This window comes from Kitasatospora sp. NPDC034533 (assembly GCF_055575155.1).
Window position 1 is genome coordinate 79,400 of the sequence record NZ_JBVITE010000011.1, and the last position, 22,559, is coordinate 101,958.

Consider the following 22,559-nt stretch of genomic DNA (forward strand, 5'->3'; position numbering starts at 1 on the left):
CCTCTCTCCCGGCTGAGGCTCAGGCTCAGCCGAGGCGCGCGACGAGGTTCCGGTACTCGTCCCACAGCTCCTTCGGGGTGTGGTCGCCGAAGGTCTCCAGGTGGGCCGGCACGAGGGCGGCCTCCTGGCGCCAGATGTCGGCGTCCACGGTGAAGAGCAGGTCGAGGTCCTCCTTGGACAGCTTCAGGTCGCCGAGGTCGAAGCCCTCGACGGTCGGCAGCACGCCGATCGGGGTCTCCACGCCGTCGCCGGTGCCCTCCAGGCGCTCGACGATCCACTTGAGCACGCGGCTGTTCTCGCCGTAGCCGGGCCAGACGAACTTGCCCTCGGCGTTCTTGCGGAACCAGTTGACGTAGTAGATCTTCGGCAGCTTGGCGGCGTCCGCCTGGGCGCCGACCTTCAGCCAGTGGGCGAAGTAGTCACCCATGTTGTAGCCGCAGAACGGCAGCATCGCGAACGGGTCGCGGCGCAGCTCGCCGACGGTGCCCTCGGCGGCGGCGGTCTTCTCGGAGGCGATGTTGGCGCCCAGGAAGACGCCGTGCTGCCAGTCGAAGGACTCGGTCACCAGCGGGACGGCGGTGGCGCGGCGGCCGCCGAACAGGATCGCCGAGATCGGCACGCCCGCCGGGTCCTCCCACTCGGGGGCGATGGTCGGGCACTGGGCGGCCGGCACGGCGAAGCGGGCGTTCGGGTGGGCGGCCGGGGTGCCGGACTCGGGGGTCCAGTCGTTGCCGCGCCAGTCGGTCAGGTGCGCCGGGGGCTCCTCGGTGAGGCCCTCCCACCACACGTCGCCGTCGTCGGTGAGGGCGACGTTGGTGAAGACCGTGTTGCCCCAGAGGGTCTCGATGGCGTTGGCGTTGGTGTCCATGCCGGTGCCCGGGGCGACGCCGAAGAAGCCGGCCTCGGGGTTGATGGCGTACAGGCGGCCGTCCTGGCCGAAGCGCATCCAGGCGATGTCGTCGCCGATGGTCTCGACCTTCCAGCCCGGGACGGTCGGCTGGAGCATGGCCAGGTTGGTCTTGCCGCAGGCCGAGGGGAAGGCGGCCGCGACGTACTTGGCCTCGCCGTTCGGCGGGGTGAGCTTCAGGATGAGCATGTGCTCGGCCAGCCAGCCCTCGTCACGGGCCATGGTCGAGGCGATGCGCAGCGCGTAGCACTTCTTGCCGAGCAGGGCGTTGCCGCCGTAGCCCGAGCCGAAGGACCAGATCTCCTTGGTCTCCGGGAAGTGCGAGATGTACTTGGTGCTGTTGCACGGCCACGCCACGTCGGCCTGGCCCTCGGCGAGCGGGGCGCCGACGGTGTGCACGGCGCGGACGAAGTCGCCGTCCTCGCCGAGCTGGTCGAGCACGGCCTGGCCCATGCGGGTCATCACGCGCATGGAGACGGCCACGTAGGCGGAGTCGGTGATCTCGACGCCGTACGCGGCCAGCGGGGAGCCGACCGGGCCCATCGAGAAGGGCACGACGTACATCGTGCGGCCCTTCATCGCGCCGCGGAACAGTCCCTGCTCACCCTGGAAGAGCTCCCGCATCTCGGCGGGGGCCTTCCAGTTGTTGGTCGGTCCGGCGTCCTTCTCCTGCTCGGAGCAGATGAAGGTCCGGTCCTCCACGCGCGCCACGTCCGTGGGGTCCGAGGCGGCGTAGTAGGAGTTGGGGCGCTTGTCCTCGTTGAGCTTCTTGAAGGTGCCCTGAGCCACCAGCAGGTCGGCGAGGCGCTGGTACTCCTCGTCGGAACCGTCGCACCACTCGATGCGGTCCGGCTGGGTGAGCTCGGCGATCTCGCTCACCCAAGCGAGCAGCTGCTTGTGGCGGGTGGGCGCGGATGCGCTGAGAGCAGAGATCTCGTACGACACGATCGCTCCGTTTCACGCCATCTCGGCGAGGAGACGGCGTCGCGGGGGTCTGAGGGTTCTTGCAGCGTAGCTCCGGCCTCAAGGCCCGAACGAGGCGAAGCGGCGAAATTGACGGACCTTTTACTACAGTAAGTATTACTACTGGCCGGTAACACACCACCGCCGCCCCCGTCGGAGTGGGCGGGGCCACACTCCAATTACTCCAAAACGTCCAAGAGTGACGATCACCACTTCCTACGCGCGAGTAACCTACGGAGGCGTAGGTAACGGGTAGCATGCCGCCATGACTGCTGCTGCGCTCGGGGAGAGCGCGCTCACGGAGAGCAAGCCGAAGTGGCGCGGCTGGCTGCACGCCGGGATGTTCCCCGCCACGGTCGCCGCCGGAATCGTGCTGATATGCCTGGCCGACTCAGGGCCCGCGAGGATCGCCTGCGCGATCTACTCGGTCAGCGCCTGGCTGTTGTTCGGGGTCAGCGCGGTGTACCACCGCTTCGACTGGGGCCCGCGCGGGGACGCCGTGCTGCGACGGCTGGACCACGCCAACATCTTCCTGATCATCGCGGGCACCTACACGCCGTTCACGATGCTGCTGCTCAAGGGCGCCGACCAGCAGGTGCTGCTCTGGGCGGTCTGGGGCGGCGCGCTGGCCGGGATCGCGTTCCGGGTGTTCTGGGTCGGCGCGCCGCGCTGGCTGTACACCCCGGTGTACCTGGCGCTGGGCTGGGCCGCCGCCTTCTACCTGCCGGACTTCCTGCACGCCGGCGGGGTCGCCGTCCTGGTGCTGATGATCGTCGGCGGGGTGCTCTACAGCATCGGCGGCGTGGTGTACGGGCTCAAGCGGCCCAACCCGTCACCGCGCTGGTTCGGCTTCCACGAGGTGTTCCACGCCTTCACCCTGGGGGCGTTCATCGTCCAGTACGTCGGCGTCTCACTGGTGGCGTACAGCGCGGCCGGCTGATCCCGGCGCACCACCCCGACGGGCGGTCGAGCGGTCCACGGACCGGCCGGCCGCCCGTTCCGCCGTCCACGGACGCTCGTACGGCGCCCGGAGCTGCGGGCCCCGCGGGTGCGGCGCGTGGTCGCCGGCGCCGGGCTCCGCCTGCGCGGCCGGGCCCGGGAGCGGCTCGTGCGCGTGGTGGTGCTCGCCGTGGCCGTGGCGCTCGCCGTACCCGTGGTGCGGCTCGTCGTGCGGTTCCCGCCGCGCCCCGGCCGGCTCGCGGCGGGACTCCTCGCGGAGCGCGTCCGACTCGCCCCGGGGCTCGCGGCCGGCCCCCCGCCGCGAGCCGGTCGGCGCCGGGCCCACCGGGGCCTGGGGCCGACCCGCCGCCGCCGAGCGGGCGCGCGCCTGCCGGGCGTCCAGCGCCTCGCGGGCCCGGCGGCAGCGTTCGCAGTGCGCGGCGTCCGGGGTGCCGCGGCGCGGCCGGTGCCGGGCCGGAGCCGGACCGCCGCGCAGCGCACGCCAGCGGCGGGCGACGTAGACCATCAGCAGCAGGGTCTCGACCCCGGCGACCGCCAGCACCAGCAGGGCGCCGTTGATCAGATAGGCCGCCACCACGGCCAGCGCGGAGCCCACCACCACCGCCGAACCCCACACCTGGGCGCTCGTCCGCCTGTCGTCCGCGTCGGCCACTTCGGTCCCCTTTCCCGGTGCCGGGCTCGTGGTCGGCTCCTGCCGCCCCACCCCTTCTCCGCTCTCGGCACGCGTCGGCCAGCACTGACCGATTGCCACATCGTATCTACCGACAGTCATGGAGTACCGCGCCGAGGCGGCGAACGCCAGATCAACGTTGCGTCAATTCCTTGTGCGGAAACAGCACTTCGAAGACACATCACGGAGCGTGGCCGGTGGTCGCGGGTTGACGGCCCGAAGGTTTTGGGAGTTACTGTCATTTGACAGTTGCTCTCACTTCCAGTCGTCCCGCGTCCGGGGACGACGGACCCGGAGGACACCGTGCCCACCGCCCCTCCCGCCACCGCCGCCACCACCGCGCCCGCCACCGCCGCCGACCCGCGCCGGTGGCTCGCCCTGGTCGCCGTCGCCCTGAGCGTCCTGGTGATCAGCTTCGACATGACGGTGCTCAACGTCGCCCTGCCCACGCTCGCCGCCCAGCTCGGGGCCACCACCGGGCAGCAGCAGTGGATCGTGGACGCCTACACCGTGGTGTTCGCCGCCGTGATGCTCCCGGCCGGCCTGCTCGGCGACCGGCTCGGCCGCCGCCGCACGCTCACCGCCGGACTCACCCTGTTCGGCCTCGCCTCCGCCATCGGCATGCTCACCGGCTCCCCCGCCACCCTGATAGCCGCCCGGGCCGGCATGGGCCTGGCCGCCTCCCTGGTGATGCCGATGTCGATGGCGGTGATCCCCGGCCTCTTCCCGCCCGCCGAACAGCGCCGGGCCACCGCGGTCCTGGCCGCCGCGGTCTCCCTCGGCGCCCCGCTCGGGCCGCTGATCGGCGGCTTCCTGCTCCAGCACTTCTGGTGGGGTTCGGTCTTCGCGATCAACATCCCGCTCACCGCGATCGGCGTCGCCGCCTGCGTCCTGCTGCTGCCGGAGACCCGCGACCCGGCCGCGCCCCGGATCGACCTGCTCGCCACCCTGCTCGCCGCCGCCGGACTCGCCGGGCTCACCTACGGCATCATCGAGGGCGCCGACCGCGGCTGGGGCGACCCCCTCGTCCTCGGTACCCTGGCCGGCTCGCTGCTCGCCCTCACCGCCCTGGTGCTGCGCAGCCGCCGGCAGCGCGACCCGATGCTCGACCTCGGCCTGCTCGCCGACCGCACCTTCCGCTGGTCCTCCGTCGCGGCCACGCTGATCTCGCTCGTCCTGTTCGGCGCCTTCTTCGTCCTGCCGCTCTACTTCCAGAGCGTGCTCGGCGCGGACGCCCTCGGCAGCGGACTGCGGCTGATGCCGATCATGCTCGGGCTGCTGGTCGCCGCCAAGGCCACCGACCGCCTGGTCGGCCGACTCGGCGCCCGTACGGTGATCTCCCTCGGGCTGGCCCTGATCGCCGCCGCGCTGCTGTTCGGCAGTCGCACCGGCGCCGGCGACGGCTACGGGCGGGCCGCGGTCTGGCTTTCGGTGCTCGGCGTCGGGATGGGGCTCGCGCTGATCACCGCGCAGGCCTCCGCCCTGGTCACGCTGCCCCCGGCCCGGGCCGGGGTCGGCTCGGGGCTGCTCCAGACCCTGCGGCAGGTCGGCGGCGCGATCGGGATCGCCGCCTTCGGCAGCCTGCTGTCCGGTTCCTACCGGGGCGCGCTGGACACCGGCGCACTGCCGGCCGAGGCGGCGCACCGGGCCGGGGAGTCGGTGGTCGCCGCCGACGCCGTCGCCCGCTCCGGGGGCGGGGAGGCCGGGCAGGCGCTCAGCGCCTCCGCGCACGCCGCGTACGTGCACGGGATGGGGGTGGTGCTGCTGGTCGCCGGGCTGGTCGCGGTGCTCTCGGCGGTGCTGGTCGCGGCCCGGATGCCCTCGGACGCCCCCGCCTCCGGCCCGGGTCGCGGCTGAGCCGCGGCCCGGGGAGATCACGGGGATCCCGGATAATCGGAAGCATGACTTCCCAGCAGTCGACCACGGCCCTGCCGGACGCCCCGACCAGCCCGGTCCAGGCGATTCTGGAGGCGCCCCTGTCGCTGCGCGAACGCAAGAAGCTGAAGACCCGCCAGGCCATCCGGCGCGAGGCGTACCGGCTGTTCGCCGAGCAGGGCTACGAGAACACCACGGTGGAGCAGATCGCCGCCGCCGCCGAGGTCTCGCCGTCCACCTTCTTCCGGTACTTCGCCACCAAGGACGACGTGGTCCTCTCCGACGAGTACGACCCGGCGATGATCACCGCCCTGCTGGCCCGCCCCGCCGACGAGCCCTTCCTCACCTCCTGCCGGGAGGCCGTCACCGAGCTGGTCCGCGCGCTGCTCCGGCACGAGCGCCAGGAACTGATCACCCGGATGCGGCTGGTCACCGACGTCCCCGCGCTGCGCGCCGGGGTGCACCACGGCCGCCACAGCCCGCAGGAGCTCTACCTCACGGTGCTCACCCGGCGGGCGGGCGTCGAGGAGCCCAGCTACGAGATGCGGGTGACGGCGGCCGCCATCGGCGCCGCCACCACCGAGGCCGTGCTGCACTGGGCGGCGGGCGGGGGCCGGGAGGACATCGCGGCGCTGGTCGACCGCACCTTCGCGTTGCTGGAGGGCGGGTTCGCCGGGGTGTGAGCCCGGGCGAGCCGGGGTTCTCTCCTCCGGCATACGGACGTTGGGGTGTCCACGGCCGTTCGGGTGTTCACGGCCGTTCGGGTGTCGGCGGCCGTCCGGGTGTCCGTCGCCGCTGGGCGGGGAGGCAGCGGGGCCCGGCCCGACCGGCCGGGCCCCACCCGCCGTCAGCCCCGGCGGGCGCCCGACCTGCGCCGCAGCACGGCGCCCGCGCCCACCAGCGCGGTGGCCCCCAGCGCGGCGGCCGCCGTCACGGCCGGCAGCGCCGACGCCCCGGACGGCGCCGAAGCGCCCTCCGCGGCGTCCACCGGATAGCCACCGCCCCTGCCCTCCCGGTCGTAGGCCGAGCCGGGCAGCTTGTCCCCGTAGCGCTGGTGCACCAGCTGCTGGTACGCGGCCAGCGTCACCCCGTCCGCGCCCACCGAGCGCCGGGCCTCGTCGTCCAGCGGCAGCACCCGGCCGTCGCGCAGCACGTACCAGGCGTTGACCTGCGGCTCGCGGAAGGCGGTGCCGCCGCCGCTGCTCGCCGCCTTCGCCGCGTAGTCGCCCTCGTCACCGCCCGAGGCGATGTTGACCACCTTCCAGGAACCGCCCTGCCGGACGGTCCAGACCGAGGCGCTCTGCCCGTCCGCCGCGACCACCGTGCTGGCGGTGAACTCGGCCTTCGCCACCGGCGCACCCGGGGTACCGGCCACGAAGCCGGGGTCCAGGACGTACACCGGCACGGTGTCCCCGGCCAGCCGCGGGGCGGCGGCGCTCGCCGCCCGCGCCTCCTCGGCGGCGCCGATGGTCAGCTGCTGGGTCGGCGGGACGCCCTTGCGGGCGAAGAAGTGGCCGACCTTGTCGAGGACGGCCGGGTCCTGCACCGCGCTGCGGGCCTGCGCCAGCTCGGCGGCGGGCACCGGGGCCGGGGCCTGCTGCGGGGCGGCGGCGTGCGCGGCCGGGGCGAGCCCCAGCGCGAGGCCGGCGGTGAGCAGGGCGGCCGCGGCGGTGGCGGCGGCCCGACGGCGGCTCTTGGTCTCGGTCATGGTCGCCCTCACGCGCCGATCCGGTACAGGGAGTGGGTCCAGGAGAACGTGCCGTTGCTCACGTAGTACCAGTAGTCCGCCCAGTTGTAGCGGTAGTTGGAGGGCCATGGGTCGCCCCAGTAGACCCAGTTGCTCGTGGTGTCGTAGCCGTACAGGACGTGCATGTGGCCGCCGCCCGAACTCCACTGGATGCGCGTCTCGATCGGCCGGTCGGCGTTCACCTCGGACTGCACGGTGCCGTAGTTCAGGTACCCGCTGACGTACGAACCCGGGTTGATGCCGACCCGGTTGAGGCCGTTCTGCACATCGCCCAGCGTGGCCTGGCTGTTGGGGCAGCTGGAGTTGGCGGAGCGGCCGAACGCCGCGTTGCAGAACTGGTTCTGGCTGTAGTCGTACCCGAACCAGGTGGCGATGGTGTTCCCGCTGGCCGCCCAGCACCAGTTGGTCTGCTGTTGCTGCTGCATGGTGATGTTGAGCTTCTTGTACGTGCCGGCCAGGTCGGCCGTGCTGCCGGGCGCGGCCGCCTGGCGGACCTGGTGTGCGGCGCGGTCCTGGGCCGGGTGCTGTGCCGGGGCGGCGACCGCGGGCGCGGCCACCGCGGCGGTGAGCGCCGGGCCCAGCACACCGAGGGCGAGCAGTGAGACCGCGCGGCGCAGCCGTATCCGTGGAACTGGCATGGGGAGATGCCTCCTTGCACGAATGGAGCGAGGTGCTGTGTGGGGGCGCGGTCCGGATCGCGGCCCCGAGCATCGCGCCTCGTCAGGGGCGGGTCAACGGCCCTGGATCGCGGTGTGAACGGGCCGGTTCGCATGTGAACGGCGCTCGGGAAACCCGCGCGTGGCGGGCCCGGACCGGTGACAAACCGGCGTACCGATGTGAATATTCACGGTCAAAAGCCGGACCGTTCCGAACCGCTGCCGCACACCCGGTGCGCCCGGTACGCCTGGTCCACGCACCCGCGCCGCTCGCCCGGTCCGCCCGGTCCGCCCGTCCCCAGGAGGCCGCCATCCACAAGAGCGACCCAGCCGAGCTCGCCGCCGCCCTGCGCACCGGCCCGTTCCACCTCGCCCTGCGCACCGCGATCTCGGCCCGCGGCCTCGCCCTGCATCGCGTCCGCCGCCACCTCGCGCTCCGCGGGGTCAACGTCGGCCTCACCAGCCTCAGTTACTGGCAGCAGGGCCGCCGCCGCCCCGAACGCGCCGAGTCCCTGCGCGCCGTCGCCGCCCTGGAGGAGGTCCTCGACCTGCCCGAGCACTCCCTCACCCGGCTGCTGGGGCCCCGCCGCGCCGCCGGCCCAGCCCCGGCCGGCCCGCCCGTCCGCCCGTACCGCGACCTCATCTCCCCCGCCACGGCCGTCGACGCCCTGCTCGCCGCCCTCGCCGGCCCTCGCGACACGGGGCTGCACACCGTCACCCACATCGAACGCATCCGGGTCGGCCCCGACCGCCGGCTCACCCGCCGCGACTCCCAGCACGCCCTGCGCGCCCACCGCGACGGCATCGACCGCTACCTCGCCCTCTACCAGGGCGACCCGGGCAGCGACATCACCCGCGTCGGCGTCCGCGCCGAGGAGAACTGCCGCCCCGGCCGCATCCGCCGCGACCAGGCCCACCACCTGCTCGCCGCCGAACTCCTCCTCGACCGCCGCCTACGCGCCGGCGACACCCACCTGCTCGGCTACGGCTTCGACGAGGCCCCCGCCCCCGGCCCCAGCTGCGAGTACGTCCGCGGCTTCAACGCCGGCGCCGGCCAGTACGTCCTCCAGGTCACCTTCCACCCCGCCGCCCTGCCGGTGCGCTGCCACCGCTTCGCCCTCCACTCACCGGGCGACGCCCCGTACGAGACCGAGGAACTCACCCTCGACGGCCACCACTGCGTCCACCTGGTGGCGACGGCGCTGCGGCCCTGCCTGCTGGGCATCCGGTGGGACTGGGAGTGACGGGGCGGCCGGCCGGCGGTCGGCGGTCGGTGTGATCGGTACGGATCGTCGAGGTCGGAGCGCACCCGGCCGGGGACGTGATGGTCTCTCTTCCGGATCTTCGCTGCCGGTCACCCCTGGTGGAGGAAGTCCAGGATCAGCGAGTCCTCCACCGGCCGGTACCCGATCTGCTGGTAGATGGAGTTGCTGGTCGGGTTGGCGAGGTCCGTGTAGAGCAGGACCTCGGTGGCGCCGAGGGAGCGGACGTGGGCCGAGGCGGCGGCGGTGACGGCGGTGCCGTAGCCCTGACCGCGGCTTTCGGCGGGCGTGTAGACCGGGCCGATCCGGGACATCCCGGCGAGGATGGTGCTGCGGCCCGCCAGGGCGACCGGGCGGCCCCCGTCCTCCCACAGGTGCAGGGTGCCGGCCGCGATCCGCCGGTCCACCGCGCACGGCACGTCAGGGAGTTGGACCCCGGCCTCGACCAGGAACTCCTCGTACCAGCGGACCGCCAGCTCGCGGTCGGCCGGCTCGGCCAGCCGGTGACGACCTGCGGGCGGACGTGGCGGGTCCACCAACTCGCCGAGCCGGTAGAGCCGTTCGGCGAACCGGACGGACTGCTCGGCACCGGTGGCGGCCGTCCAGGCGGCGGCGAAGGCGCGGGCCGGTCCCACGCCCCCGCCGACCCCCGTCACCACGGTGAACTCCGGCCCGGCAGCGGCCAGTCGCACCGCCAGCTCGGCAGCGGCGGCCGGCGGCATCGAGGAGAGCCGGGGCTCGAACGGCGGGGTCCGGAGGAAGGCACCATCGACCGGACCGCCCTCCCCGGGCCGCCACCAGCCGAAGACCGGCGGCTCCCCGAACACCGTCGGGCCGGACTCGGCCAGCCGGTGCGCGATGGTGAGCAGGAGGGTGTTCTCGACCGGGCGGGCGGCCAGGAAGGCGCCCGCCCGATCGTGGAACTCGTCGAGGGAGGTGCTGAAGGTCCAGGTCATGGACCATGGTGGCGCCGGGCCGGGTCCCGCCGCCAACGGATTATTCGACCGCCACGCCCAGCTTCTCGGCCAGCACCGCCGGATCGGTGGTCGGGGCGTCGCAGGCGAAGTGCCGGCAGACGTACGCCGCGGGCTCCCCGCCGATCAGCGGCCGGTCCGCCAGCAGCGGCACCTCGGGCCCCTCGGACTCCCCACCCTCCCCGGACCTCTCGGGCGCGCCGACCGCGACCACCGCGCCCGGCGCCGTCCCGAGCAGCGCGGCCCGCCGGAGCGCGGCCGTGGCCGGGTCGCCGTCCGGGCCGACCACGGCGATCTCGCGCGGCCCGTCGAGCAGCGCCTCCGCGACGGCGAGGCCCCAGCCGATGAACCTCGGGGCCCGTCCGGCGAGCGCGCCGACCACGCCGAGGGCCCGCTCGGCGGCCGTGCGGTGCCGGTCGGAGCCGGTGTACGCGGCGTACGTGAGCAGCGCGCCGGCGGCGGCCGTCCAGCCGGACGGGGTGGCGTTGTCGGTCGGGTCCTGGGGGCGGCGGATCAGCTCCTCGGCGTCGTCCGCGGTGTCGTAGAGCGCGCCGGAGGCCTGGTCGGTGAAGTGCTTGAGCACGGTGTCGAGCAGGCCGCCCGCCAGCTGGAGCCAGGAGGCCTCGCCGGTGACGGCGTACAGCGCGAGGAAGCCCTCGGCGGTGTCCGCGTAGTCCTCCAGCACACCGGCGTTGGCACCGGCCCGGCCGTCCCGGGAGGTGCGCAGCAGCCGTCCGTCCGGGGTGAGGTGGACGGCGAGCAGCAGGTCGGCGGCGCGTTCGGCGGCCTCGACCAGGTCGGGGCGGTCCAGCAGCGCGCCGGTCTCGGCGAGGGCGGCGATGGCGAGGCCGTTCCAGGCGGCGACCACCTTGTCGTCCCGGGCCGGGGCGGGCCGGGCCGTCCGGGCTTCGGCCAGCCGGGCCCGGATCGCCTCGTACTCGGCGAAGTCCTCGGGGTCGGCGAGGAGTTGGAGGACGGAGGTGCCGTGCTCGAAGGTGCCGTCGGCGGTGACGGCGAACAGCCGGGCGGCGGTGGCCGCGTCGGCCGGTCCGAGCAGGTCGACCAACTGGCCCGGCTCCCACACGTAGTAGGCGCCCTCGGCGGCCCGCCCGGTCTCCTCGTCCAGGCTGTCGGCGTCCAGCGCGGAGGCGAACGCCCCCTCGGGGGTGCGGAGTTCACGCAGCAGGAAGTCCGCGGTGGACAGCGCGACCCGGCGGGCCAGGTCCGACCCGGTGGCCCGCCACAGGTGCAGGTAGGCGCGCAGCAGCAGGGCGTTGTCGTACAGCATCTTCTCGAAGTGCGGCACCACCCAGCCGGCGTCCACCGAGTACCGGGCGAAGCCGCCGCCGAGCTGGTCGTGGATGCCGCCGCGGGCCATCGCCTCGCCGGTGCGGACGGCCATCTCCAGCGCCGCCTCCGAGCCGGTCCGGGCGTGGTGGCGCAGCAGGAACTCCAGCACCATGGCCGGCGGGAACTTGGGCGCGCCGCCGAAGCCGCCGCGGGCCGGGTCGAAGTCCCGGCTGAGGGTCACCAGCGCCTGGTGCAGGTCCGCCTCACCGGGCGGGTTGTGGGCACCCGCCGAGTAGACGGCGGCCCGCTCGGCCAAGTCGGCCCGGATCCGCCGGGCGACCTCCCCGACCTCCTCCCGGCGGTCCCGCCAGGCGGCGTCCACTCCCTCCAGCACCTGCCGGAAGGACGGCATCCCGTGCCGGGGCCGCGGCGGGAAGTAGGTGCCGAAGTAGAACGGCTCCTTGTCGGGCGTGAGGAAGACCGTCATCGGCCACCCGCCCTGCCCGGTCGCCGCCTGCACCGCCTCCATGTACACGGCATCGACGTCCGGCCGCTCCTCCCGGTCCACCTTGACCGCGACGAACCGCTCGTTGAGGTACCCGGCCAGCCCGGCGTCCTCGAAGCTCTCGTGGGCCATCACGTGGCACCAGTGGCACGCGGCGTAGCCGACGCTCAGCAACACCGGCACCCCGCGCCGTTCCGCCTCGGCGAAGGCCTCCGGGCCCCACTCCCACCAGTCCACGGGGTTGTCGGCGTGCTGCTGGAGGTACGGGGACGTCGCGTCGGCGAGGCGGTTCACCATGGCGGAAGTATCCCAGCCGCGCGCCCCCGCGCGGGAAGGCCCCTCACCCAACACGCCGACGGCGGAGGGGCCGGCGCCGCGCACGCCGGGCGCCGCCCGGGGTCAGCCCGCGATCAGCGGGTTTCCGCGCCTCACGGTCCGGGCCCGGCGACCGGGGCGCCGAAGGGCCGGCCCTGGGGGCCGGCCCTCGGTTCACTCCTTCGGGCTCTCCGGCTCCTCGACGAAGTCGACCTTCTTGAACTGCCGGTTCATCGACTTGGCCAGGAACCACGTCGCGACGCCGAGGGCGGCGAAGACGACGAAGCCGAGGAGCCCGGGGGTGACCTTGGAGTCGTCGACGGCGAGGTCAGCGGCGATCTCCTGGCTGGTGCTGCCCCGAGCGACAGCGCGACACATAACGGTGGCGCCGGCCGCTGGCCTGCGCCGACACCCGAAACTCACCAGGCAGCAGCCGTCACCGGGCAGCCTCCTCGCTGGCGCTGATGGCCAGTAGCCCCGCCAGGCTGCGGCCGGTTGGCAACAATCCCAACCGCCTGGCCGCCCCTCCGTGCCGGCATGACGCTGATCTGCGGGATGACGCCGAGGCCTTGGTGTTACGCAGCAAGCTCCCACCGTAGCCGGGGAGCGCGACCACGCCCTCCTGGATGCGCGCCCGCTCCGGCGTTCAACGAGACCAGTGGCGCCCCGGCGGCGATCGCCATATCCATGATCTTGTGAAATCTTCTGCGCGTGCGCCTTGCACAGCGCCCCGCCGAAAATGCGGAAGTCGTGGGCGTAGACGAACAGCGTTCGACCGTCCGCCGTCACTCATCCGCCACCACGCCACCGGTGTAGGGACGCTTGGCCTCCAGACCGAACCCGGCGACACGGTACCGCCTGAGCGGCTCCACCTCCTGGAACGGCCCCTCGTCCAACAGCAGAGCGATCCGCTCAGGTGCCATCAGCTTTCCCTTGGCATGCTCAGCTTCGGTAGCCCTCTCGCCAGGCCCACTTTGGACCTCCTCCCGGACCGCGTGGAGCTCCAGGCGCAAGCCACCGGACGAACCAGCCCCGATCGGGAGATCGCCAGCAATCACATTCACCTCAGTCGACTCCGGTGATAGAAAAGTCATCTCATTTCACTCCGGGTTTGACTGTTCGACGTGGGCGGCGGTGGAAGCGGGCTCCGGGGCCGCATTCGCCCCGGAGCCCGCCGGTCAGGACATGACGGCGTGCAGACCGCCGTCGACGTGCAGGATCTCCCCGGTGGTGGCGGGCAGCCAGTCGGAGAGCAGGACCGCGCATGCTTTCGCGGTCGGCAGAGGATCGCGGACGTCCCACGCCAGAGGGGGGCGGGTCCGCCAGATCTCCTCCAGCTGGTCGGAACCGGGAACGGAGCGTGCGGCCAGCGTTCGGATCATTCCTGCTGCAACCAGGTTGACCCGGATCCGCTGGTCAGCCAAGTAGAGGGCGAGGTAGCGGGAGACCGACTCGAGCGCCGCCTTGGAGACTCCCATCCAGTCATATCCGGGCCAGGCCAGCGTCGCGTCGAAGTCGAGCCCGACCACTGATGCCCCTTCGGACAGAAGCGGAAGGCTGGCGGTGACCAGTGACTTGAGGGAGAACGCGGAGACCTCCAGTGCCGTGGCGGCGTCCGCCCAGGACGTCCGGAGGAATCCGCCGCCCAGTGCAGACTGAGGGGCGAAGGCGATCGAGTGCACGATGCCGTCCAGCCCATCCACATGGCCGGCCACCGCCTCGGCGAGTCCGTCGAGGTCTTCCGGCTCGGTGACGTCCAGCCGAACTACGGGAGCCTTGCGCGGCAAGCGCTCGGCCATCGCCTCGGTAATGGGCATGGCCCGCCCGAAGGAGGTCAGGACGAGCTCAGCGCCCTCCTGCTGGGCGATCCCAGCGATATGGAACGCGATGGAGGTATCGGACAGGACGCCGGTGACGAGGATCCGCTTCCCGGCGAGGAGCCCTTGAGGGCGCTCAGCGGCGATGACGGTGCCGGTGTCCGGCAACTGATCGGAGATGGCATCGGTGATCATGTCAGCTACCCATGCCAAGGCCGCCGCTCACCGGGATGAAGGCACCGGTCACGTAGGATGCCTCCTCGTCGGCGAGGAAGCGCACCACGTTGGCTACCTCCTCGGGTGTCCCCGGCCGACCAACCGCGGTCATGGAGATGTACTCTTCGCGACGCTTGGGGCTCACCGAGGCAACCATGTCAGTGTCGATGAATCCGGGGGCCACGACGTTCGCCGTGATGCCCCTGGCGCCCAACTCCCGTGCCAACGAACGCGCCAGTCCGATGAGGGCGGTTTTGGAGGCGGCGTAATTGGTCTGCCCGGGCGAGCCGAGCATGCCGGAGAAGGACGAGATGAACACCATCCGTCCCCAGCGTCCCTCGAGCATCCCCGGAATGGCGCGCTGGGCCACCCGGAAGGCGCCCACCACATTGGTGTCCAACAGATCTGTGAAGTCTTCGTCGGTCATCTGAAGGGCGAGCATGTCGCGCATGATCCCGGCATTGGCCACCAGCACCTGCACCGGACCGTGCTCGGCCTCGATCGTGGCGTACGCCTCGTCGAGTGAGCCGGGGTCGGTGACGTCGCACCGTACGCCGAGGAACCCCTCCGGCGGCTTGCCGTTCCGGTAGCCGACCGCCACCCGGTCGTCCTGCTTGGCGAAGGCGTGCGCGATGGCCAGGCCGATGCCGCGGTTCGCTCCTGTGATGAAGACGGATCGATTGCCCACTGGGCCACCTTTCTTCGATGCGTCAGTTGTGGGTCAGTACCAGCACGGCGTTCTGCCCGCCGAACCCGAACGAGTGGCTGGTCGCCACCTGGATGTCCTGCACGCGTTCACCGCCGCTCACGACGTCGATGTCGATGGCGGGATCCTGCGCCTCCAGGTTCGCGGTGGGCGGGACCATGCCGTGCTCGATGCTGAGCGCCGCGTAGGCAACCTCGATGGCTCCGGCCGCACCGAGGGCGTGGCCGGTGACGCCCTTGGTGGAGGTCACCGACGGCACGCCCGTGAGCACCCGGTTAACGAGCTGGGACTCCATCAGGTCGTTCAACTTCGTGGAAGTGCCGTGCGCGTTGACGTGATCGACATCCCTCGGATCGACACCGGCATCGGACAGCGCCGAACGCAGCGCCCGCTCCGCCCCCGCTCCGTTGGGATCGGGCGCCGAGGCATGATGACCGTCGGCGCTGGCGCCGTACCCGCTCACCAAAGCGTGGCCCTTGGCGCCCCGTGCACGGGCGTCCGCCTCCCGCTCCAGAACCAGGACGGCCGCCGCCTCTGCGGCCACGAAGCCGTCACGGCCTGCGTCGAAGGGGCGGGACGCGCCCGTCGGGTCGTCAACCCGACGGGACAGCGCTCCCATCCTGGCGTACGCGGCCATCGGGGTGCGGGCCAACGGGGCCTCGGAGGCACCGGCGAGCACGACGTCGCACACCCCGGACTGCAGCATCTGACGGGCTACGCCGATCGCGGTCACGCCCGAGGCGCAGGCGGTGGCGACCACGAGGTTGGGGCCCAGCGCCCGGCAGTGCATGGCGAGGTAACCGGAGATCATGTTGATCGGCCAGTTCACCATCACCAGTGGGGACACCTGCTCGGCGCCGTCCTCGCGCAGTGCGGTGTGTGCGTCCTCGTAGGACACCGTGCCGCCCAGCGCGTTCCCCATCACCACGCCGATCCGGGCGCCATCCCAGGTGGACGGGTCAAGACCGGCATCGTCGATGGCCTCGCGAGCCGCGATCAGGGCCAGCTGGCTGACGCGGTCGAGCCGCCAGGCGGTGCTGCGGCCTAGCAGGGCGACAGCGTCAAAATCCGGCACCCGGCACGAGATGTCCACGGGAAGTTCGGACAGCAGCGGATCGCGGTCGGCGGTGGGCTTCCCGGAGAGAACCCGCTGCCAGTTGTCCGCGACCCCGATGCCGGCCGGGGTGACAAGCCCGATTCCGGAAATCGCGATTGCGGCCTTGGCGGTTGACTGATGCACCATCAGGCGCTCCTGACTGCAGAAAGTATCGTCTCGTACAGCTCCGCTACGGTGCCGGTGCTCTTCAGGTCATCAGTCGGGATGTGGGCGCCGAACTGCTTCTGGATCGTCAGGGCGACCTCGATGAGGGCGAGCGAGTCCAGCTCGATGTCCTCGAGCATGGTCTCGGCACTGATCTGGTCACCCGGCACGCCGAACTTCTCCTCCAGAACCTTGGCGAGCTGCTCGAAAGTGAGCGGGGCGATGGTGCTCATGGCACGTCCTTCCGAAGAGTTGGAGTGTTTCGTCGGTGGTACATGAAGTCGGATCACGGCGTCTTGAACGAGGGCCAGACGAGAGCCGTCGATCCCCAGGTGGCGCCGCCTCCGAAAGCAGTGAGCAGGACCCGTGCCCCAGGGAGAAGTGACCCGGTGGACTGGGCGTGGGCCAAGGCGAGCGGTATTGAGGCGGCTGCGGTGTTGCCGACCTGGTCCAAGTGGACGACCAGCCTGTCCTTGGGGACGGCCAGCTGCTCGCTCACAGCGTGCAGGATGCGGAGGTTGGCCTGGTGGGCGACGAGTCGGTCGACCTGATCGGGCGTCCAGGCGGCGGAGGCCAGCGCGGTCCGGGCGGACTCGGTCATCCGCTGCACCGCGTGGGCGAACACCTCCCGGCCCTGCATCGAGAAGTAGGCATCGGAAGGCGCGAAGGGCTCAACGGCGACGCGCTGCTCCGATCCGCCGGCGCGCACCGTGATGAGGTCGGCGAGGGACCCATCACTGCCCAACTCGATCCTTCCCAGCGAACCTGGTTCCCTGACGTCCCCGGTCCGCAACACCACCGCGCCGGCCCCGTCGCCAAACACGACGGAGGTGGTGCGGTCTTGCGGGTCGATGATGGTGGTGAACGCCTCGGCACCGATCACCAGGATGGTCTGCACAGCACCCGAGACGATCATTCCGGCCGCCGTCGAGAGCGCGTACAGGAACCCGGTGCAGACTGCCGACACGTCGAACGCGGGGCAGCCGGTCAGCCCCAGCCGGTGCGCGACCTGCGGCGCAGTGGCGGGGCAGGGGCGGTCGGGCGTGGTGGTGGCCAAGACGACGGCGTCTACCCTGCTCAACCCAGCCGATTCCAGGGCCCGGGCCCCGGCCTCGGCCGCGAGGTGAGAGGTAGCCATTCCGGGCCCGACGACGTGCCGGTTACGGATGCCGGTACGGGTCCGGATCCACTCGTCGGACGTGTCCATGCGGGTGGCCAGCTCGTCGTTGCTGACGCCCCTGGGCGGAAGCCAGGCTCCGAGACCGCAGATCACTGCGGCACGAGCCGGGTTGGCGGGAATGGCGTTCATTCGAATGTCATCCTCGATCCTGCCTCGGCCAGCATTGCTGTCAGACTGGCGGCGGCCGAGTGCGTTCCGGTGAACTCGATCGCCTGCCACCCGGCACCTCTCGCGGCCTCGCAGTTCACCGCTAGGTCGTCGACCAGCAGGCATTCCTCGCCGGGGACTCCGGCGAGCTCCGCCGCCAACCGGAAGATCTCCGGCTCGGGCTTGCGGAAGCCCGCTCGGTAGGAGAGCACGACCTCGTCGAAGAGGCCTTCGGGCGGCACCGCCCTACGCCAGTGGGCGTCCCAGGCTGGCGGCATGTTGGACAGCAGACCTACAAAGACACCGTCCTCACGCAGCCCGCGCAGGATGTCGAGCCAGGGCTCGTTGACGGCCCTGTCCGCGAACCAGCGCGCGGGATAGTCACTCAAGTCGACGGCGCGACCGGTCTGCTCCCGCAGTGCCTGCTCGACTCTGCGCTCCCAGGTGAGCTGGTCGAGCAGTGGGGTGTCGAGCGGGGCCATGATGTCCTCTCCGGCACCGCAGTCGCGTGCCACCTGGCGCATGGCATCGAGCAGCCCGGTGACGCTCACCCCCAGCTGGGCGCAGAACCGGTCCAACGATTCCGCCACTGGCGGCGTGAGCACGCCCCCGTAGTCCGTCCAGATCGCACGCACCGGCCGCGTCCTGCCACTCATTCGTGGGCCCCCAGGGGTGCGGAGGGCCGGCGTCTGGCAGGCCCAGGGTCGACGGTCAGCACAATGTCACTGACGATCTGCTCGGACTGGCGGAAACAGACGGCGATCTCGGTCCGCCGCACCGCCGCCTCCGCTCCCTCCGCGCTCTCCCGCACCGTCGCCTCGACCTCGACAGGGGAGTCGAGTTCCGCGAACCGAGTGAAGACCGATTGGTAGGCGCGGATCCGGACGCCCACGCCCATGGCCAGCAGCGTGGCCTGGCGGGCCGCCTCCATGAGGATCATGGCCGTGTAGTGGTCCTGAGGATGGTCGAAGTGCGTCGGGTGGTGGGGCCCCATGACGAGCCTCGCGGAGACTCCGGTTCGCTTCCGCGCGGCATCCACCAGCACCACGTTGCGAGCGTCGTGCCGACCGACTTCCGCCGGCGGCACTGTTGTCCCAGTCAGGACCTCGGGTAGTGCAGAGGACCACGGCGGCGTGGTCTTGCGATGGTAGACACGGACCGCTTGGGCGCTTTCGGCGGGCGTGTAGCCGGCGGAGATGTCGCAGTGCCCGATGACACTGCCTCCCATCGACAGCTCCATGCGGAACTGTGCGGCCCTCACCTCGCCGGAGCGCACCTGGCGGTGGGGGACGTCCACCCGGATGGTCAGCTCGCCAGGCCGGGCGATCGGTGCCCCTGCCGGGAGTCCGGTGAGCTCCAGTGCCCAGTTGCTCACATGGAACGCGCTGTCCCGGGCCACCTGCAGTCCGCGATGCGCGACACAGGTGGCGGCCTGGCGGCAGCACTCCATCAGCAGCATGCTGTCTGGCTCGCTGTTCGGACCGAGGCAATCGGTGAAGTAGGGGTGCCACGGGGGAAGTTGGGCCGCTGCCAGGAACTGGTCCGTGTCGACCGCCAGGAGATCGGTGAGGAAGACCTCGCTGACGGCCCAGCGGTGCACGTCTCTGCGATCCACGGTGCTCAGGAAGGACAGCGGGCGGGAGAGGGTGGACGCGCCTGGCGCCGCTACGGCGTCAGTGACGGTCATGGAAACAACTCCTCGCTGAGAGTGGGTTCACGCACCTGCGAGACGGCCCAGTGGCGGAGCCAGGAGGTACGCGTTGTGGAAGAAGGTGTCCGCGGCGTGCTGATCCGAGACGAGGTTCCGGGCCTCGACGATCCGCCCCTGCTCGATGCGGTAGCTCAGGACCCACAGAAGGTCGATGTCGTTGGGACTCGCCATACCGTCCGGAGACAGCACCTCCGTGTGGAGCGTTTCGAGGTCGCGGCTGGCGAAACAGGCGAAGGACCGCCTTGACATGGACAGGTTTCTTCCGGCGAATGATCGTGAGGGGCCGGCATGCAGGCTCCCTTTCTCGTCGTCAAAGCAGGGAGAGCACCGGGCTACGGGCTCCGGTGTCGTCCTCGACCCGAACGCGGTGCGGACAGCGCTCGTTGCGTGCCCTAATCCTCAGATCGAGCTGGCCGAGTTAGCCAGTTTCACTTGGTCCCTGGCTAACGCATACCTGTCACTCGAATACCCCCCCAAAGGCCCCGCCGAAGAGAGGAATCGTCCCGGTAAGTGAGTTCGGGTCGGTAACGAACCGAGCGCGACGCCGACCGGTCGGGAGGGTCCGAACTGCATCCCATGCCACAGAAGTCGCGCTGAGTGGTGCTGGGCTCAGGGGTATAAGGCGCACCATCCAGAACCGTGCGAGCTCAGGCACGATGGACACCGGTGCCGCTCCATACCTGCTCAGCAGGCCCATGAAGAGCTTCCTTGCACCGTTCAGGTTCCGGCCAGCGCCCACTCCTTGCCTGCCCGAGTGCCCTGGCCTTCCGATGCAGGAGGTGCAACACATCGCCGTGAACAGCGAAGCGTTGGTGGTCGGCGCTGGACCCACAGGTCTGACGATGGCCATTGAACTGATCCGCCGCGGAATCGATACCAGGATCGTGGATCGAGCACCGCGGAGGAACCCCCATGCAAAGGCAATCATCCTCCAACCTCGCGCGATGGACGTCTTCGCCAGGCTGGGACTCGCGGAACGTATCCGCGACGCGGCCCTCCCGATGGAGGCCGCCAACTACTACACTCACGGGCGCCGAGTGGCTCGCGTCAACTACCGGTACCTGCAGGGAAGTCGGTTCGGAGTACCGCTGTCCCTACCGCAAAACGATACCGAGGACGTGCTTCTGGACGCCCTGCGGGTGGTCGGCGGCGAGGTGGAGTACGGACAAGAATTGAGCGGCCTGGAGCAGGGCCCCGACGGAGTCGCGGCCCACCTGTCCGAGAGGGTCCATCGTGCCTCGTGGCTCCTGGGCTGCGACGGCGCACACAGCTCCGTACGGACAGCCCTCGACGTGCCGTTCGCCGGCGCAACGTACCAGCAGTCGTTCGTCCTCGTGGACGGCGCATGGGAGACACCGCTGCGTCACCCCGAGGCGCACTACTTCATGGGGGCCTCCGGGGTGCTGGTGGTGGTCGGGCTCCCGGGCGGCCTGACCCGGGTCTTCGGCAGCGCCCCGGCCGGCATGGCCGCCGACACCGTCGAGGAGACGGTGCGCAAGATCGCCGCCGAACGGTGCCCGGTGCCGCTGAAGCTGCATGCCACGACCGGCTCCGGGCTCTTTCAGGTGCACCGCCGGCTAGCGGAACGTTTCCGCGTCGGACGGGTCCTGCTCGCAGGAGACGCCGCACACGTGCACAGTCCGGCCGGCGGCCAGGGCATGAACACCAGCATCCAGGACGCACACGAGGCGGCATGGCGGCTCGCCGCAGTGGTGCGGGGTGCGTTACGGCCCTCCGTCCTCGACGACTGGGAGCGGGAGCGGATGCACGTCGCCCGTGAAGTGATCGCAGACACCGACCGGCAGACCCAGCTGTGGACGTGGAACGGCTGGCGGGCCGGCACTCGCAACCTGCTCGCCAAGGCGGCCGAGCGTACCGGGCTGATCGACCGCCGGCTGCCTGCCCGCACTGCGCAGATGAATCTGCGGTATCCCGCGGCTGCCGGCAGGCTGGGGTCGCTGACCTCCGGCAGCCGATTCCCCGACGTGCGGCTACCTGGCGGCAGCTGGATGCACGAACTGCTCAACGACGGCTCCCATCTTCTACTGGTAGCCGGGGCCGACAGCCGACACACCGACGTGGCCGCCTGGCTCCGGCGCTGTGCCCCGGCCCAGGAGGAGCGCAGTGCAGCTACCACGCAGCCGCAGCGTGCGAACGTTTCGGCCCTGGCCGTCGCACGGCTCGACGGAGAGTCAGGTGGCGCAGTGCTGCGCGCTCTGGGCAGCCGCCACCCAGGAGCCGTGCTCGTGCGGCCGGACGGGGTGGTAGCCGCAGCAGGCCGGCTCGACGAAGGAGACACCCTGCGCCGGATCGAGAGCCTGGCGCCGATTTCCATAGCTCACAAGGAGAAGACGTGATGGGAAGTCAGCAGGTCATGAGGCGAACCCACCTGGGTCAGAGTCTGGAGGTCTCGGTCGTCGGTCTCGGTTGCATGGGCATGGCCGAGTTCTACGGCGACCGGGACGAGGCCGAGTCCATCCGCACCATCCACGACGCCCTGGATCGCGGCATGGACTTCCTGGACACCGCCGACATGTACGGGGCCGGTCTCAGCGAGGAGATCGTCGGTAAGGCACTCTCCGGAGGCCGACGCGATCGCGTCACGCTGGCCACCAAGTGCGGCCTGGTGCGCACCCCTGAGGGTGTGCAGGTGGATGGACGCCCCGAGCACATCACCAAGGCGGTGGACGCCAGCCTACGCCGGCTGCAGACCGGCCACATCGACCTCTACTACCTGCACCGCATCGACCCTGCCGTGCCCGTTGAGGAGTCGTACGGCGCCATGGCTGATCTGGTGAAGGTCGGCAAGGTCAGCCACCTCGGCCTCTCTGAAGCAGGCTCGAAGGCGATCCGGGCCGCCCACGCCATCCACCCGGTCACGGCCGTCCAGACGGAGTACTCGCTCGCCAGCCGCAATCCCGAGCGCAGCGTGCTTCCCACAGTCCGCGAGCTCGGCATCGGCTTTGTCGCGTACAGCCCATTCAGCCGCGGCCTGCTCTCCGGCGAGATCGGTAGCGACACGGACATGGGACCCGATGACATGCGGCGGAAGCTGCCCCGCTTCTCCGATGAGAACCTGAAGCACAACGCGCAACTGGTACGCAGGATCCGCCAGCTGGCCGAGGAGCGCGGCTGCTCGATGGCCCAGTTCGCCCTGGCGTGGCTGATCGCGAAGGGCGTGGTCCCGATCCCGGGCGCGAACCGGCGGAAACACATGGTCGAGAACGCGTCCGCCCAATCCGTGATCCTCACCGAGGAGGACCTGCGGCGCGTCGAGGAACTGGCGCCAGCGGGTTCCTTCTCCGGCGACCGGTTCCCCACCCACCTGATGCAGCTGGTCCAGGAGGATTGAGCGGACGGGCCCCCGCGCGCACGATCCGGGATCGTGCGCGCGGGG

Annotated in this window: 21 protein-coding genes and 1 pseudogene; 6 read left to right on the plus strand and 16 right to left on the minus strand. The window is 71.3% G+C overall.

The genetic code is table 11. The features are described 5' to 3' along the window. Window positions 1-25: 25 nt before the first annotated feature. Entirely contained in the window at window positions 26-1,852 is a 1,827-nt protein-coding gene (locus ACZ55U_RS10920; protein ID WP_465524738.1) for a phosphoenolpyruvate carboxykinase (GTP), read from the minus strand. Window positions 1,853-2,135: 283 nt separating this feature from the next. On the opposite strand from ACZ55U_RS10920, the gene trhA reads away from it, so the two are divergent. Then, window positions 2,136-2,810 (plus strand): PAQR family membrane homeostasis protein TrhA, encoded by a 675-nt coding sequence (gene trhA / locus ACZ55U_RS10925; protein ID WP_465524740.1) that lies wholly within the window; start codon window positions 2,136-2,138, stop codon window positions 2,808-2,810. On the opposite strand, the gene ACZ55U_RS10930 is transcribed toward trhA, so the two are convergent. Then, window positions 2,781-3,482: a hypothetical protein gene (locus ACZ55U_RS10930; protein ID WP_465524742.1), complete on the minus strand. Its 702-nt coding sequence runs from the start codon at window positions 3,480-3,482 to the stop codon at window positions 2,781-2,783. The two genes, trhA and ACZ55U_RS10930, sit on opposite strands and share 30 nt — an antisense overlap. A 321-nt stretch (window positions 3,483-3,803) precedes the next feature. Between ACZ55U_RS10930 and ACZ55U_RS10935 the strand changes: the two genes are divergently transcribed. After that, window positions 3,804-5,357: an MFS transporter gene (locus ACZ55U_RS10935; RefSeq protein ID WP_465524744.1), complete on the plus strand. Its 1,554-nt coding sequence runs from the start codon at window positions 3,804-3,806 to the stop codon at window positions 5,355-5,357. Between the two features lie 44 nt (window positions 5,358-5,401). Next, the gene (locus ACZ55U_RS10940; RefSeq protein WP_465524746.1) at window positions 5,402-6,058 is read left to right on the plus strand and encodes a TetR family transcriptional regulator; all 657 of its coding nucleotides are present in this window, start codon (window positions 5,402-5,404) and stop codon (window positions 6,056-6,058) included. Between the two features lie 164 nt (window positions 6,059-6,222). Here the strand turns inward: ACZ55U_RS10940 and ACZ55U_RS10945 are convergent, their stop codons facing one another. Further along, window positions 6,223-7,083: a hypothetical protein gene (locus ACZ55U_RS10945; RefSeq protein WP_465524748.1), complete on the minus strand. Its 861-nt coding sequence runs from the start codon at window positions 7,081-7,083 to the stop codon at window positions 6,223-6,225. Window positions 7,084-7,091: 8 nt separating this feature from the next. Continuing rightward, on the minus strand, window positions 7,092-7,760 hold the full coding sequence (locus ACZ55U_RS10950) for a papain-like cysteine protease family protein (RefSeq protein WP_465524750.1): 669 nt from the start codon (window positions 7,758-7,760) through the stop codon (window positions 7,092-7,094). A 329-nt stretch (window positions 7,761-8,089) separates the two neighbouring features. Between ACZ55U_RS10950 and ACZ55U_RS10955 the strand changes: the two genes are divergently transcribed. Continuing rightward, window positions 8,090-9,022 (plus strand): hypothetical protein, encoded by a 933-nt coding sequence (locus ACZ55U_RS10955; RefSeq protein WP_465524909.1) that lies wholly within the window; start codon window positions 8,090-8,092, stop codon window positions 9,020-9,022. Between the two features lie 110 nt (window positions 9,023-9,132). On the opposite strand, the gene ACZ55U_RS10960 is transcribed toward ACZ55U_RS10955, so the two are convergent. The 12 genes and pseudogenes from ACZ55U_RS10960 to ACZ55U_RS11015 all read right to left on the minus strand — a co-directional run bounded on the left by ACZ55U_RS10960 (window position 9,133) and on the right by ACZ55U_RS11015 (window position 19,333). Continuing rightward, window positions 9,133-9,996, minus strand: coding sequence for a GNAT family N-acetyltransferase (locus ACZ55U_RS10960; protein ID WP_465524752.1), 864 nt, complete (start codon window positions 9,994-9,996; stop codon window positions 9,133-9,135). Window positions 9,997-10,036: 40 nt separating this feature from the next. Beyond that, complete coding sequence (locus tag ACZ55U_RS10965) at window positions 10,037-12,106, minus strand: thioredoxin domain-containing protein (RefSeq protein ID WP_465524754.1); 2,070 nt, start codon at window positions 12,104-12,106, stop codon at window positions 10,037-10,039. A gap of 192 nt (window positions 12,107-12,298) precedes the next feature. Further along, window positions 12,299-12,502: a hypothetical protein gene (locus ACZ55U_RS10970; protein ID WP_465524756.1), complete on the minus strand. Its 204-nt coding sequence runs from the start codon at window positions 12,500-12,502 to the stop codon at window positions 12,299-12,301. A 158-nt stretch (window positions 12,503-12,660) separates the two neighbouring features. Beyond that, window positions 12,661-13,218: pseudogene (locus tag ACZ55U_RS10975) on the minus strand (carboxyl transferase domain-containing protein); the annotation flags it as partial. An 84-nt stretch (window positions 13,219-13,302) separates the two neighbouring features. Further along, the gene (gene fabI / locus ACZ55U_RS10980) at window positions 13,303-14,136 is read right to left on the minus strand and encodes an enoyl-ACP reductase FabI (RefSeq protein WP_465524758.1); all 834 of its coding nucleotides are present in this window, start codon (window positions 14,134-14,136) and stop codon (window positions 13,303-13,305) included. A gap of 1 nt (window position 14,137) precedes the next feature. Next, on the minus strand, window positions 14,138-14,845 hold the full coding sequence (fabG, locus tag ACZ55U_RS10985) for a 3-oxoacyl-ACP reductase FabG (protein WP_465524760.1): 708 nt from the start codon (window positions 14,843-14,845) through the stop codon (window positions 14,138-14,140). 22 nt (window positions 14,846-14,867) lie between these two features. Further along, window positions 14,868-16,106, minus strand: a complete 1,239-nt coding sequence (locus ACZ55U_RS10990) for a beta-ketoacyl-[acyl-carrier-protein] synthase family protein (RefSeq protein ID WP_465524762.1) — start codon at window positions 16,104-16,106, stop codon at window positions 14,868-14,870. After that, window positions 16,106-16,357, minus strand: coding sequence for an acyl carrier protein (locus ACZ55U_RS10995; RefSeq protein ID WP_465524764.1), 252 nt, complete (start codon window positions 16,355-16,357; stop codon window positions 16,106-16,108). The genes ACZ55U_RS10990 and ACZ55U_RS10995 overlap by 1 nt, the downstream gene beginning before the upstream one ends. 53 nt (window positions 16,358-16,410) lie before the next feature. Then, window positions 16,411-17,433 carry a beta-ketoacyl-ACP synthase III gene (locus ACZ55U_RS11000; RefSeq protein WP_465524766.1) on the minus strand — a complete coding sequence of 341 codons (1,023 nt, stop codon included), beginning with the start codon at window positions 17,431-17,433 and terminating at the stop codon, window positions 16,411-16,413. After that, complete coding sequence (locus tag ACZ55U_RS11005) at window positions 17,430-18,086, minus strand: HAD family hydrolase (RefSeq protein WP_465524768.1); 657 nt, start codon at window positions 18,084-18,086, stop codon at window positions 17,430-17,432. Before ACZ55U_RS11005 ends, ACZ55U_RS11000 begins: the two co-directional genes overlap by 4 nt. 17 nt (window positions 18,087-18,103) lie before the next feature. Continuing rightward, window positions 18,104-19,138 carry an AfsA-related hotdog domain-containing protein gene (locus ACZ55U_RS11010; RefSeq protein WP_465524770.1) on the minus strand — a complete coding sequence of 345 codons (1,035 nt, stop codon included), beginning with the start codon at window positions 19,136-19,138 and terminating at the stop codon, window positions 18,104-18,106. A 27-nt stretch (window positions 19,139-19,165) separates the two neighbouring features. Then, window positions 19,166-19,333: a hypothetical protein gene (locus tag ACZ55U_RS11015; RefSeq protein ID WP_465524772.1), complete on the minus strand. Its 168-nt coding sequence runs from the start codon at window positions 19,331-19,333 to the stop codon at window positions 19,166-19,168. A 608-nt stretch (window positions 19,334-19,941) separates the two neighbouring features. Here ACZ55U_RS11015 and ACZ55U_RS11020 point away from each other — a divergent pair. Together ACZ55U_RS11020 and ACZ55U_RS11025 are read left to right on the plus strand one after the other, a co-directional pair. Then, window positions 19,942-21,519, plus strand: a complete 1,578-nt coding sequence (locus tag ACZ55U_RS11020) for an FAD-dependent monooxygenase (RefSeq protein ID WP_465524774.1) — start codon at window positions 19,942-19,944, stop codon at window positions 21,517-21,519. Next, on the plus strand, window positions 21,519-22,514 hold the full coding sequence (locus ACZ55U_RS11025; RefSeq protein ID WP_465524776.1) for an aldo/keto reductase: 996 nt from the start codon (window positions 21,519-21,521) through the stop codon (window positions 22,512-22,514). The genes ACZ55U_RS11020 and ACZ55U_RS11025 overlap by 1 nt, the downstream gene beginning before the upstream one ends. Window positions 22,515-22,559 lie beyond the last annotated feature (45 nt).